Origin of the sequence: Hahnella aquatica (SeqCode), assembly GCF_965194505.1 — a bacterium.
In the GTDB taxonomy this organism is placed as follows: Bacteria; Pseudomonadota; Gammaproteobacteria; order Burkholderiales; family Burkholderiaceae_A; genus Hahnella; species Hahnella aquatica.
The window spans coordinates 1,592,705-1,605,532 of the sequence record NZ_OZ239144.1; the positions used below are offsets into that span (position 1 = coordinate 1,592,705).

Genomic DNA, 12,828 nt, shown 5'->3' on the forward strand with positions numbered 1-12,828 from the left:
TCTTGATTGAGAGGACGCATCGTGCTGGGAAAGCTGTTCGGAAGCGCTGACAAAGAGGCCATGGTCAAGGCCAAGCAGGAGTACGAGACGGCGATCAACGCCAAGGACGACTCCCGCGAGACTCGCACCATGAAGGTGCGCATGGGCCTGCGCTGCCGGGCTGTGCTCGACAAGACCTTCATCGAGGGCGCCGAGCGAACCGCCGAGCATGCCGAGGCGTGCATGCTGGCCGTGGCCAACGACGAAGAAAAACCCAAACCCCCCGCACCCAAGGCCTTCCAGCCCATCAAGTCGGTCAACGGTGAAATCCTGGCCTACCTGCCCCTGGAATTTGCCGAAGAGGTCTTCAAGATCGGCGCCGCCTACCAGCTCGAGGAAGTCAGCCCGGAGCAGGCCATTGAGCTCTGCCAGGCCGTGGCCGACAAGATTTCAGAGGCGCTCGACCTCGACCAGCCCTTTGAGGCGCTGGGCTTCCTGAAGGAGCAACTCGCCGAGGAAGATGGCGAGGAGACCGACGAGGACGACGGCCCCGAGTCCAAGTAAGCATGCCGGGCGGGCGAGTCCCGGTTCGGGCAGCGCACTGCCTCGGGCCCGGGCCTCAAGAAGCCTGCGGACGGGTCGAATTCCTCTAGACCAGTTTAGGGGCTCAACATGAACACGGTTCTTCTCTTTTCGATTTTGGTCTTGCTCGCGGTGGTGATGGTGCTCATGCTCATGGTGGTCGACCATGTCCGAGCGGTACACCAGGCCGTGGCCCCGCCCATGCCCAAGGAAGACGAACTGCGCGAGACCTTCACCCCGGCGCTCGAAGCCCCCGAGGGCGAAGGGGCCCCCGTGGATGAAAAGGCTGAAGAGCAGGCCGATGCCCAGGTGGTCCAGGAGGACAAGGCCGACCCGAGCTTTGGCACCCTGCAGGGCAAGCGCCTCTGGGACGGCATGACCGGCAAGCCCGTCGAGGGCGTGGAGCCCGAGAAAATCGAGGAACTCAAGCCCCGCTATGGCGTGATCCTCACCAAACATATTCAAGAGTTGGTGGCCGAAGGCGCCGAGCATGGCAAGGCCAGCTCGTCCAAGATCGCCTCCAATCGTCGAAAAATCAAAGGCTTGCGCGGCGTTGTGAGCTCCTGGATTCCCCAGCAGCATGCGGACGCCATCTATCAGGCTGGCTTTGACAGCGCCACGGTCACCGAGAAGAACCTCGGAGCCGTGCGCAAAGGCCTGGAAGACGTTTGTGACATCCTCTTCCAGCGCACCGGCGTGGACGCCAAAGGGGCCGCCTGGGCCCAGCGGCTGATCAACCTGCCCGGCCAAGCCCCCGCCGAGGGCGGCGATGTGCCCGCCCTGGCCATGGATGCTGGCGCCATGCCGGCCCCAGGCCTCGACATGCAGGTTCCCGCTAAAGCCGCCGCCTGATCTGCCGATTCAATCAGTGTCGGGCGTTAAAACGCCTTCACTGATTCAAACGGAAACGAGGACTCCAAGATGCGGCAAATGAGAAAAGCGATTGAGAGCTACGGTGATGTGAAGGTCTCCACCGGAGTGGCCACAGCAGACAGCGTTCAACTCATTCAGATGCTCTTTGACGGGCTGATGGAGAGCCTGAAATCCGCAGAAGGCCAGATTCGCCGCGGCGCCATCGAAGAGAAATCCAAGAGCCTGGGCCGTGCCAGCAAGATTGTGCTGGGCCTGCAGGGTGCCCTGGACTTCAACGCTGGTGGCGAGATTGCCCGCAACCTCGATGAGCTCTACGGCTACGTGACCCGTCGCCTGCTGCATGTGAACCTTCACAACGATCTCGAGGCCCTGGCCGAAGTGACCAGCCTGATCTCCGAGATTCAAGACGCCTGGGGCACGATTCCCTCGGTGCTCAACAGCCGCCCGGCACCGGTGCGCCTGGCATCCTAAGGGCAAAGGAAGGGCCCGTCTCGCGGCGGGCTACTTCCCGAACTGCTTCTTCATCTGGCTCGACGTTGCGTCAAACCGCGACGTCGAGTCGCAAATGGCGGTCAGCGTGATGCGCGGCGCGGCATCGGCCTCGTCGCCCTCGAAGTCAAACCCCTGATAACGGCTGTTGGCCACCAGCTTGATGCGCTGATTGCTCATGGCCATCACCTTGGCGGTCTTGCCTTCAAACAGTGCGGTGGGCCCATTGGGCATGACCCGCACCATGAAGGCATCATTGGCCAGTTCACATTTGTTGTCGAGTGTGACCACCACCTCGACGGGCTTGGGCGGCCCGACATCGGCGAGCATCACGTAAACAAAGGCAGCAAAGGCCCCAAGGCCTAAGAGGCTGCCGACAATCACCAGCGCTTTTTTGAGGTCATCCATACTGGTGAGTGTGCCACGGGTAAACACGGGTTTCGCTCTCGCCCCCGGCTTGGGCATCGTTGCAGCAAACCATAGGAGCCCTCCCCGTGTCGCCGAGCATTCCTCCCATTCGTTACTGGCCCTGGCTGTCGACCCTTCCCCTGGCCGCCTTGAGTCTGCCCTGGGGGCCCTGGCCCGTGCTGCTCTTCTTGGTGCTCTTTGGCCTGGGCCTTCAAGACCTTCGGCAGTCCAAGCAGGCCATCCGGCGCAACTACCCACTGACCGGCCGGCTTCGATATGCGCTCGAATCGATTCGGCCGGAGATTCGGCAGTATTTCCTCGAGAGTGACGAGGAGAAGCTTCCGTTCTCGCGCCACCAACGGGCCATGGTCTACGCCCGCTCCAAGATCCAGAATGACAAGCGGGGCTTCGGCACCATAAAAGACCTCTATGCCGGGGATGCCCAGTGGATCAGCCACTCCATGCGGCCCATCGAGGTCTCGCACGAGCAGTTGCGAGTGCCCGTGGGCAGCGACCAGTGCCGCCAGCCCTACGACATCTCCATCTTCAACATCTCGGCCATGAGCTTTGGCTCCCTGTCGGCCAACGCCATCCAGGCCTTGAACCGGGGCGCCGCCATGGGCCACTTCGCCCACGACACCGGTGAAGGCAGTGTGTCCGTTCACCATCGACAGCACGGCGGCGACCTCATCTGGGAAATTGGGTCTGGCTACTTCGGTTGTCGCACGCCCGATGGCCAGTTCGACCCAGACCGCTTTGAGGCCCAGGCCACCGAGCCGCAGGTGAGGATGATTGAGATCAAGGTCTCGCAGGGGGCCAAGCCTGGCCATGGTGGCGTGCTGCCCGGGGCGAAGGTGAGCGAGGAGATTGCGCAAGCCCGTGGCGTGGCTGTTGGCGAGGACTGCATCTCGCCGTCCAGCCACTCGGCCTTTCAAACGCCGCTCGAACTCATGGCCTTCCTGCGCCTGCTGCGAGAGCGCTCGGGCGGCAAGCCCGTGGGCTTTAAATTCTGCGTGGGCCGGGTCTCGGAGTGGTTCGGCGTGGTCAAGGCCATGCTCGAGACCAAGACCGTGCCCGACTTCATCGTGGTCGACGGAGCTGAGGGCGGCACGGGGGCCGCACCCATTGAGTTTGCCGACCACATGGGCATGCCCCTGCGCGATGGCCTGCAGTTGGTGCACAACACCCTGGTGGGCGTGGGCCTGCGCGAGCAGATCCGCATTGGCGCCTCGGGCAAGATCATCTCGGCCTTCGACATCGCCCGGTGCATGGCCCTGGGCGCCGACTGGTGCAACTCGGCCCGCGGCTTCATGTTCGCCCTGGGCTGCATTCAGTCGCGCTCCTGCCACACCGACCACTGCCCCACCGGCGTGGCCACCCAGGACCCCGTGCGCCAGAAGGCGCTGGTGGTGACCGACAAGGCCCAGCGTGTCTTTAACTTCCACGCCAACACCTTGAAGAACCTGGCGGAACTGATGGGCGCGGCCGGCCTGTCGAGGGCCGACCAGATCACGGCCGACCTGCTGATGGTGAGAGACGAGAACGGCCGGGCCCAGCCCTTGTCGACAAGCCTGGTGCGACTTGCGAGGGGGAGTCTGTTGGATGAAGGCATGCGGGCCAGCCTGCCCGAGCCCTACAAGTCAGGCTGGGAGGCCGCCAGCACAGCCCACTTCGGTGGGTAGAGAGTAGCTGGATTACGAATGACGAGAGGGATTGGTGGGCCCCCCGAGAGTCGAACTCGGCACCAACGGATTATGAGTCCGCTGCTCTAACCAGGCATGAGCTAGAGGCCCAAAAACGAAAACGGTGCCGGGCATGCGCCCGACACCGTATTTATAACGTATCGAGGAAGCTCTTGAGCTTGTCGCTGCGGCTGGGGTGCCGAAGTTTACGCAGGGCCTTGGCCTCGATCTGACGAATCCGCTCGCGGGTGACATCGAACTGCTTGCCGACCTCTTCGAGGGTGTGGTCGGTCGTCATCTCGACACCAAACCGCATGCGAAGCACCTTGGCCTCGCGCGGGGTGAGAGAGTCGAGCACCTCTTTGACAACATCACGCATGGAATCTTGCAGGGCGGCCTCGTGGGGCTGCAGCGTGTTGGTGTCCTCGATGAAGTCGCCGAGATGGGAATCGTCATCGTCGCCGATGGGCGTCTCCATGGAGATGGGCTCTTTGGCGATCTTCAGAATCTTGCGAATCTTGTCCTCCGGCATCTCCATCTTGATGGCGAGTTCGGCAGGATCGGGCTCCTTGCCCGTCTCTTGGAGCAGCTGGCGCGAGATTCGATTCATCTTGTTGATGGTCTCGATCATGTGCACCGGGATGCGAATGGTCCGGGCCTGGTCTGCAATGGAGCGGGTGATGGCCTGACGAATCCACCAGGTGGCATAGGTGGAGAACTTGTAGCCACGGCGGTATTCGAATTTATCCACGGCCTTCATGAGGCCGATGTTGCCCTCTTGGATAAGGTCGAGGAACTGTAGGCCGCGGTTGGTGTATTTCTTGGCAATCGAGATGACCAGGCGCAGGTTGGCCTCGGTCATTTCGCGCTTGGCCGCCCGGGCCCGCTTCTCGCCCTCGGTCATCTGACGGTTGATTTCCCGCAGGTCGGCCAGGGGCAGCACCACACGGGCTTGAATGTCCACGAGGCGTTTCTGAAGTTCTTGCAGGGCTGGCATGTTGCGCTCGAGCAGGGCCGCATTCGCACCGGCCGATGCGTTCACCTTCTTGGTGAAGAAATCCATGCGGGTCTCGTTGCCGCGGAAATGCTTGATGAACCATTCCTGGCTGATGCCCACCTTGTCGACGGCGAGGTTGCGAATGCTGCGCTCGGTGAGGCGAATCTCGTCGACCTGGGCGCGCAGGGTGTCGGCCAGGCGCTCGACCATCTTGGCCGTGAAGCGAATGCCCATGAGCTGGGTGCTGATGGCATCTTGGGCCTTGTTGTAGGCCGGCGAGCGATAGCCATCGTTGGTGAAGGCCTTGCGCATCTTGTCGAACTGTTTGTCGATGATGTCGAACTTCTCGAGCGAGGCCTCGCGACGCTCGGCCAGGCGGGCCGCCGTGGCGGTGTCTTCGGCAGCATCGTCATCTTCCTCGATGGCGATCTCAGCATCGGCCGCAGACAGAAGGTCTTCCTCAGGGGCGTTGGGGTCGACCAGTCCATCGACAACTTCTTCCACCCGCATGGTGCCTTCGCGGATCTTCCTGGCGTGGTCGAGGATCTCGTTGATCGTGGTTGGGCAGGATGAGATGGCGAGCACCATCTCGCGAAGGCCCGCCTCGATGCGCTTGGCAATGGCAATCTCGCCCTCGCGGGTGAGGAGCTCGACAGAGCCCATTTCACGCATGTACATGCGAACGGGGTCGGTGGTGCGGCCGAACTCGGAATCCACCACCGTGGAGAGTGCCGCCTCGGCCTCTTCCTCGGCGTCGTCGGAATCGCCAGCAGGGGTGTTGCTCGAGAGCAGCAGCGTCTCGGTGTCTGGCGTGGATTCAAAGACAGTGATGTTCCATTCCTGGAACGTGGCGATGATGGATTCCATTTGGTCGGAATCGATCTGGATGTCGGGCAGGTGGTCGCTGATCTCGGCATGGGTGAGGTAGCCACGCTCCTTGCCCAGCAGAATGAGGGACTTCAGACGCGCCTTGCGGGCCTCAAGCTCTTCGGCCGTGAGCGGCCCAGAGGGCATGAACTCGAGCAGTTTTTTGTCGCGTGATCGGCGGCCACCGCGCTTGGGGGCGACAACAACCGTTTCCACCACCGCGGCGTCGGCATCATCGCCGGCCTCATCGTCGGCCTCGGGGATGGCCTCGTCGTCTGAACCGCTCGTGGCCTTTGCCGGGCGACCCGGCTTGCCTTTCGGGCCCTTCGCTGCAGGCTTCGCAAGGGACTTGGCTGCGGGCTTTGCCGCTGGCTTCACGGCGGGCTGTTCTGCGGCCTTGCCGCTTTGCTTGGCGGCAGCGGCTTTGGTGGGAGCGGCGGGCTTGACCGCCGGCTTCGCGCTTGGCTTTGCGGCCGCTTTGGCGGGGGGCTTCGCAGGCGCTTTCGCTGCAGTTTTGGCTGCGGGCTTTGCTGCAGGCTTCGCGCTTGGCTTGGGGACTGCTGGCTTGGGGACTGACCTGAGGGCTGACTTGGCGGGGGCTTTGGCCGCCGCTTTGGCGACTGGTTTGGCCGCTGTTTTGGCGGAGGCTTTGGCCGGTGCCTTCGCAGTGGCCTTCACCACGGGCTTGGGCGCAGCCTTGCCCGCAGGCTTTGAGGCCGATTTCGCAGCAGGCTTGGGTACAGCTTTCGGCGCCACTTTGGGCGAGCTTTTTGGAGCAACTTTGGGAGTGGCTGCCTTGGCCACCACCTTGGTTGCGGCCTTGACTGTGGCTTTGACGTCGATCTTGCCACCGCGCAGCTTGGCAATGGCACTGGCCAGCGCGGCGTCCGCCGAACGGCTGGAAGACGAGGTTCCAGAGGCCTTCGCCGCAGAAGCCTTCGCGGAATTCTTCACTGCTGAATTCTTCACGGAACTCGCCTTGGTTGAGGATTTGGATTCTGATTTTTTGGGGGGCGTTTTTTTGCTTCGGGTGTCGGCCACAGTCATGACTCCACTCGCTGGGGAACCCGCAATTATACCAGAGGACCCACCAAAACCCCCTACCGCTGGAGTGATTTCCGCAAGGCCGTGATCTCTTGGTGCAGCACCCGAAGTGCGTTGCGCTGAGCAGGGTCGTCCCCCGCCTCGGCCAACTCGGCGGCACGCGCCTCCAGCGCCCTCAATTCTAGGCTTCGAGACGCTTGGGCAAATGCTTCTTGCAGTTGATCGGGCGCCCGCTCGGCCAGGTCGTCCAGGCCGGGCTCCGGCGCCATGGCCGCAGACAGCAACTGCCGAATCTCCGGGCTGGCCTCACGCTCCAGGGCTTCAAAGAGTGCCGCAAACCCGCCCCCGTGCTGGGCGACCCGGCCGGCCACCCAGTCCAACGCACGGCGCTGGTCCTCGGGCATCTCCGAACGAGCCCCTTGCGAGAGCGCATTGGCCAAGGGCGGAAGCCGCACAGCGATTTGCAGCAGGCGCAAGGAGAGCGGCGTGACCGGTGAGCTCCGACGGCCCGCCGATGGCCTTGCCGTCACCCGCGCACCGCGCGCGGGAGCCCTCTCGGAATGTTCGTTCGCGGGCGCCGCAACCCGGGTGAGACGGGCCGCCCCCAAGCTGCCCGCATCGGCCCCCAATTGCTCGGCCAGGGACTGTGCAATCTGATTGCGAAGGTCGGAGGGCGGCATGAGCGCGATGAGCCTGCGGGCCTCCACCGTGGCCGCGGCCCGACCCTCGGCCGAGGAGAGGTCCTGGCCCTCGGTGGCGCGACTGGCCAAGAAACTGCTGAGCGGCGAGGCGGCATTCACATGGGCCCGCAAGGCATCCGCGCCCATGGCTCGAACAAAGCTGTCGGGGTCGTGCTCCGGGGGCAGGAAGGCAAACCGCATCAGCAGGCGCTCTTGGGCAAAGGGCAGGGCCACCTCGAGCGCCTTGGCTGCCGCACGGCGGCCCGCGGCATCGCCATCGAACATAAACACCACCTTGCTCGTGAGCCGACTGAGCAGGCGAAGGTGATCGGGCGTGGTGGCAGTGCCCAGGGTGGCCACGGCATGGCCCAGGCCATGCTGCGAGAGGGCCACCACATCCATGTAGCCCTCCACCACCCAGACCTCACCGGCCGCCCGAATCGCCTGGCGCCCCTCGAAAAGCCCGTAGAGCGACTGGCCCTTGATGAAGAGCGGCGTCTCGGGAGAGTTGAGGTACTTCGGCTCCTCCTGGCCCAGGCTGCGGGCGCCGAACCCAATGACATCGCCGCGGCCACTCAGAATCGGGAACATGAGCCGATGGCGAAAGCGGTCGTAACGCTTGGCGCGGCCGCCCTCCTCCGAGGCGATCACAAGGCCCGCCTCCGCCAAGTCGGGGTGGTCGTAATCTCCGAAGACCGCCTGAAGGGGCTGCCAGCCCTCGGGCGCAAAACCGAGGTGATACCGGGCCGCCGTCTCGCCCGTGATGCCGCGGCCCTTGAGGTAATCGATGGCCTCGGACGACTCTCGCAGCCGGCGCTGATAGAACTTCGCGGCCGCGAGCATCCGGTCTTGCAGGCGGGCCTGCAGCTCACGCGGGGCCTTGCTCGCCTCGGAGGGCTCGGCCTCTCGGGGCACCTCGAGGCCTGACCGTCGGGCCAATTCCTCTACGGCCTGCGGAAAACTGAGGCCCGTGTGCTCGATTAAGAAGCCAATCGCTGTGCCATGGGCGCCGCAGCCAAAACAGTGATAGAACTGCTTGGACGGACTGACCGTGAACGACGGCGATTTTTCGGTGTGGAAGGGGCAGAGGCCACTGTAGTTGGCCCCCGCCTTCTTGAGTTGGACATGGGTGCCCACCAACTCGACGATGTCGACCCGCTGGAGCAGCGAGTCGATGAAAGACTGAGGAATCATGGCGTCATTGTGACGCCGAATGCGCGAAAGGCTTTAGTACTTGCGAGCAGGCAGCATCTGGCTGCGAACCCGTTTGTAATGGCGCTTCACCGCCGCAGCCTTCTTGCGCTTGCGCTCGGCCGTAGGCTTCTCGTAGAACTCGCGGGCGCGAAGCTCATTGAGCAGGCCGATTTTCTCGATGGTGCGCTTAAAGCGCCGCATGGCGGCTTCGAAGGGCTCGTTTTCTTTGGGGCGGACTAATGGCATGTGTGTTGAAGATTTCTTGGCGAAAAAGGTAAATTGTGACTGACCATGCCGAATTCCGCAAGCCAATGCCTCGTGCTGGGCATCGAAACCTCCTGTGACGAGACCGGCGTGGCCCTGCTCGAGGTGCAGCCAAGCCCCGGGGGCGGCCTGCCCACGGCCACGCTGCTGGGCCAGGCCCTCCACTCCCAGGTGGACCTCCACCAGGTCTACGGCGGGGTGGTGCCCGAGCTGGCCTCGCGCGACCACCTGCTCCGTATCCTGCCCCTGCTCGAGGCCTGCCTCGCCCAGGCCGGCCGCCAACTGAAAGACGTCGACCTCCTGGCAGTAACCGAGGGGCCCGGCCTGGCTGGCGCCCTGCTGGTGGGCACGAGTGTCACCCATGGGCTCGCGGCGGGGCTTCAAAAGCCCGTGATGGGCATTCATCACCTCGAGGCCCACCTGCTGTCGCCCCTGCTCGACCCGTCGGCCCAGGGCCTGACCTTTCCCTTCGTGGCGCTGCTGGTCTCGGGCGGGCACACCCAGCTCATGCGGGTCGATGGCATTGGCCAGTACAGCCTGCTCGGCGACACCATCGACGATGCGGCCGGCGAGGCCTTCGACAAATCGGCCCAGCTCATGGGGCTGGGCTACCCCGGCGGCCCAGAGATCGCGCGTTGCGCCGCCAGCGGCAACCCCAGCCGATTTGCCCTGCCGCGTCCACTCAAGCATCGGCCCGGCTTTGACTTCAGCTTTGCGGGCCTGAAGACGGCCGTGCTCACCCAAGTGCAAAAGCACCAACCACTCTCAGACACCGACCGGGCTGACCTCGCCGCCAGCCTGCAGGCGGCCATCGTGGATGTGCTGGTGTCGAAATCCATGGCCGCGATGGCCTCCTCTGGCTTGAAGACCCTGGTCATTGCCGGTGGCGTGAGCGCCAACCAGGCATTGCGGGCCGCCCTGACCGAACAGGCCCTGGCCCACGGTGTGCAGGTCTGCTTTCCGTCGCCGGCGCTATGCACCGACAACGGCGTGATGATTGCCTGGGCAGCCGCCCTTCGGCATGCGGCCGGCCAGGCGGGTCAGCCCGCTGGCCTCATTCGCGCTCAGCCCCGCTGGGATTTGTCCTCGCTGGGCTTGCCGGCCTGAAAGCCCTTCTCAGAGCCCCTCAAGAGCGCCCGAATGTTCGACGCGTGCCGCCACAGCAGCAAGACGGTCATGGCCAGCACCGCGACGAAGACCTCATCGAACCCGTGAAAGACCCACCACATGAGGGGTGCGGCCGATGCAGCCACCAGGGCCGAGAGCGATGAGATACGGCTGATGCCAAAGACCAGCATCCAGCACAGCAGGCAGGCCAGGCCCACCTCGGCCGACAGACCCAGCAGCACGCCCAAGGCCGTGGCCACGCCCTTGCCACCCCGAAAGCCGAAGAAGACCGGAAAGAGATGGCCCACGAAGACCGCCAAGGCCACCGAGGCCAGAAACAGGGGCGCATCGAGCTGGAAGACCATGGGCAGCAGGGCCACCGCCAGCAACCCTTTGGCTGCATCGCCCAGCAGGGTGATGGCCGCTGCAATCTTGTCGCCACTGCGCAGCATGTTGGTCGCGCCCGGGTTTCCCGAGCCGTAGCTTCTGGGGTCGGCCAGGCCGCGCAGCCGGCTCACGACAATGGCGCTCGACACCGATCCCATCAGGTAGGCCGTCACCACACCAGCGGCAACGATGAGCATCGAGGCGTTGTCATCCATGGGCGGATTATGCCCCCGGGCTAGGCACGGGGATGGTGCTGTGCATGCAGCTTGGAGAGCCGCTCCCGGGCCACGTGGGTGTAGACCTGGGTCGTGGAGATGTCCGCATGGCCCAGGAGCATCTGCACGGCGCGCAGGTCTGCGCCATGGTTGAGCAGGTGGGTGGCAAAGGCGTGGCGAAGCGCATGGGGGGAGAGGCCGGCGGGCAGGCCGGCCCGCTCGCCATAGCGCTTGATGAGCTGCCAGAAGTACTGCCGGGTCATGGCTGCGCCGCGCTCGGTCACGAACACCACCTCCGTCAGACGCGGCCCCAAGAGCATGGCCCGGGCAGTCTGCAGGTAGGCCGCCAGCCAATGACCGGCCTCCTGCCCATAGGGCACGAGGCGCTCCTTACCACCCTTGCCCACCACCCGCACCAGGCCCTCGGAGAGGCCCACCTGGTGCAGGCTCAGGCCCACCAGCTCAGAGACCCTCAGGCCCGTGGCATAGAGCAGCTCGAGCATGGCCTTGTCGCGCAGGCCCCGGGTGCTTGCCACATCGGGTGCAGCCAGCAGGGCCTCCACCTGGGCCTCGGCAGGCGCCTTCGGAAAGCGTTCGGGCTGACGGGCTGAGGCGAGGTCATGCGAGGGGTCTTCAGGCCGAAGGCCCTGTCGCACCAGCCAGCCGTAGAAGCGTCGAATGCAGGAGAGCCTGCGATTGAAGCTCGAGGCGCGCAACTGGCCGTGACGACTCTGCAGGTAGGCGAGCAGGTCGACCGGGCGAAGGTCTCGCAAGGCGGGGGCCTGCCCCTGGCCTTCGCACCAACTGGCCAGGTCGGTGAGGTCGCGTGCATAGGCGAGTCGGGTGTTGGCGGCGAGCCCCTCCTCCAACCAGAGGCCCTCGACGAACTGGGCGATCAGCGCCTCATCGGCGGCCGACACCAAGGGCTTGCTCATCGGTCGGGCGCCTGGGCCAGGGCCCAGGCCACATGTTCTCGAACCATCTCACTGGCGTGCGACGCCCTGGCCTGCAGGGCCGCACGAATCGTCTCGCAGTCGGCCAGCCGGCCCGCGCTGGCCGCGGCCCGCAGGGCATTGCCCAGGCCAATGGCCAGATTGCGCAACCAGCGCACATGGCCAATGCGGGCCATGGCACTGCCCGCATGTCGGGCGGCAAACGTCGCCTCATCCCAGGCGAAAAGGCTCACCAAATCGGCTGCATCCAGGCCATGGCGAACATCGAAGTCGGGCAGGCTCGCCGTCTGGGCATGCCTGTTCCAGGGGCAGACCCGCTGGCAGTCATCGCAGCCATAGACGCGATTGCCCATGAGCGGGCGAAGGGCCTCGGGGATGGGGCCTGCATGCTCGATCGTCAGGTAAGAGATGCAGCGCCTCGCATCGAGTTGATAGGGGCCGAGAAATGCCTGCGTGGGGCAGGCCGCAAGGCAGGCCGTGCAGCTGCCACAGTGATCAGACACCGGGGCGGTGGCCGGCAAGGGTCGGTCGGTGAGCAAGGTGCCCAAGAAGAACATCGAGCCACGGGCGCGCGAGAGCAACAGGGTGTGCTTGCCTCGCCAGCCCAGGCCTGCCTGGCGTGCCCACTCGACCTCCATGATCGGGGCCGAGTCCACACAGGCCCGATGGCCCAAGGGGCCCCATGCCTCCTGCATCCTCTTCGCCAGGGCCGCAAGCCGTTGCCGAAGCACCTTGTGATAATCGCGGCCCCGGGCATAGACCGAGACCACTGCACGGTTCGGATCGCGCACAGCCGCCTCCTCTTTGGCCTGCCAGTCCCCGGCCTCTGGGAGGTAATCCATGGTGACCATGATGGCACTGCGTGCACCCGGCAAGAGCGCGTCGTGCTGGGCCCGAAGCGGCATGTGCCGCACCAGGTAAGACATCTCCCCGTGCAGGCCCTGGGCGAGCCAGTCCCGCATTCGAGACACGGCCTCGGAGGCAGACCACTCCTGCGAGAGCGAGAGCACCCCCACGCTCGAAAAACCCAGCTCGCGCGACCAGCCTTCGAGCGCGTCCAGGTCCGAGGGATCGGTGACAATAGACGCGTGTTGGAGACCAGACATT

The 12,828-nt window shown here is 64.7% G+C and carries 12 protein-coding genes and 1 tRNA gene; 5 read left to right on the forward strand and 8 right to left on the reverse strand.

The annotated features are described in order from the left end of the window. Nucleotides 1-21: 21 nt before the first annotated feature. The 3 genes from AC8GDA_RS08255 to fliS all read left to right on the forward strand — a co-directional run bounded on the left by AC8GDA_RS08255 (nucleotide 22) and on the right by fliS (nucleotide 1,905). A complete protein-coding gene (locus AC8GDA_RS08255) occupies nucleotides 22-543 on the forward strand; it encodes a hypothetical protein (protein ID WP_506556054.1) in 522 nt (173 codons plus the stop codon). 108 nt (nucleotides 544-651) lie between these two features. Beyond that, nucleotides 652-1,413 carry a hypothetical protein gene (locus AC8GDA_RS08260; protein WP_506556055.1) on the forward strand — a complete coding sequence of 254 codons (762 nt, stop codon included), beginning with the start codon at nucleotides 652-654 and terminating at the stop codon, nucleotides 1,411-1,413. A 78-nt stretch (nucleotides 1,414-1,491) separates the two neighbouring features. Continuing rightward, nucleotides 1,492-1,905, forward strand: a complete 414-nt coding sequence (gene fliS, locus AC8GDA_RS08265; protein ID WP_506556056.1) for a flagellar export chaperone FliS — start codon at nucleotides 1,492-1,494, stop codon at nucleotides 1,903-1,905. A gap of 30 nt (nucleotides 1,906-1,935) precedes the next feature. Here the strand turns inward: fliS and AC8GDA_RS08270 are convergent, their stop codons facing one another. Continuing rightward, nucleotides 1,936-2,331: a hypothetical protein gene (locus AC8GDA_RS08270; RefSeq protein WP_506556057.1), complete on the reverse strand. Its 396-nt coding sequence runs from the start codon at nucleotides 2,329-2,331 to the stop codon at nucleotides 1,936-1,938. An 86-nt stretch (nucleotides 2,332-2,417) separates the two neighbouring features. On the opposite strand from AC8GDA_RS08270, the gene AC8GDA_RS08275 reads away from it, so the two are divergent. Then, nucleotides 2,418-4,013 carry an FMN-binding glutamate synthase family protein gene (locus tag AC8GDA_RS08275; protein ID WP_506556058.1) on the forward strand — a complete coding sequence of 532 codons (1,596 nt, stop codon included), beginning with the start codon at nucleotides 2,418-2,420 and terminating at the stop codon, nucleotides 4,011-4,013. Nucleotides 4,014-4,045: 32 nt separating this feature from the next. On the opposite strand, the gene AC8GDA_RS08280 is transcribed toward AC8GDA_RS08275, so the two are convergent. From AC8GDA_RS08280 to rpsU, 4 genes are all read right to left on the reverse strand, one after another. Continuing rightward, nucleotides 4,046-4,124, reverse strand: a tRNA-Ile gene (locus AC8GDA_RS08280). 40 nt (nucleotides 4,125-4,164) lie between these two features. After that, nucleotides 4,165-6,558, reverse strand: a complete 2,394-nt coding sequence (gene rpoD / locus AC8GDA_RS08285) for an RNA polymerase sigma factor RpoD (RefSeq protein WP_506557227.1) — start codon at nucleotides 6,556-6,558, stop codon at nucleotides 4,165-4,167. 419 nt (nucleotides 6,559-6,977) lie between these two features. Beyond that, entirely contained in the window at nucleotides 6,978-8,795 is a 1,818-nt protein-coding gene (dnaG, locus tag AC8GDA_RS08290; protein ID WP_506556059.1) for a DNA primase, read from the reverse strand. 33 nt (nucleotides 8,796-8,828) lie between these two features. After that, nucleotides 8,829-9,041, reverse strand: coding sequence for a 30S ribosomal protein S21 (rpsU, locus tag AC8GDA_RS08295; RefSeq protein WP_506556060.1), 213 nt, complete (start codon nucleotides 9,039-9,041; stop codon nucleotides 8,829-8,831). Nucleotides 9,042-9,086: 45 nt separating this feature from the next. Here rpsU and tsaD point away from each other — a divergent pair, with 45 nt between their 5' ends. Next, nucleotides 9,087-10,166, forward strand: coding sequence for a tRNA (adenosine(37)-N6)-threonylcarbamoyltransferase complex transferase subunit TsaD (gene tsaD, locus AC8GDA_RS08300; RefSeq protein WP_506556061.1), 1,080 nt, complete (start codon nucleotides 9,087-9,089; stop codon nucleotides 10,164-10,166). Here tsaD and plsY read toward each other — a convergent pair. The 3 genes from plsY to queG are packed head-to-tail and all read right to left on the reverse strand — an operon-like array spanning nucleotide 10,124 to nucleotide 12,827. After that, the gene (plsY, locus tag AC8GDA_RS08305; protein ID WP_506556062.1) at nucleotides 10,124-10,768 is read right to left on the reverse strand and encodes a glycerol-3-phosphate 1-O-acyltransferase PlsY; all 645 of its coding nucleotides are present in this window, start codon (nucleotides 10,766-10,768) and stop codon (nucleotides 10,124-10,126) included. The genes tsaD and plsY overlap by 43 nt on opposite strands. Before the next feature lie 20 nt (nucleotides 10,769-10,788). After that, entirely contained in the window at nucleotides 10,789-11,703 is a 915-nt protein-coding gene (gene xerD / locus AC8GDA_RS08310) for a site-specific tyrosine recombinase XerD (protein WP_506556063.1), read from the reverse strand. Then, a complete protein-coding gene (gene queG / locus AC8GDA_RS08315) occupies nucleotides 11,700-12,827 on the reverse strand; it encodes a tRNA epoxyqueuosine(34) reductase QueG (protein ID WP_506556064.1) in 1,128 nt (375 codons plus the stop codon). Before queG ends, xerD begins: the two co-directional genes overlap by 4 nt. Nucleotide 12,828: the final 1 nt, after the last annotated feature.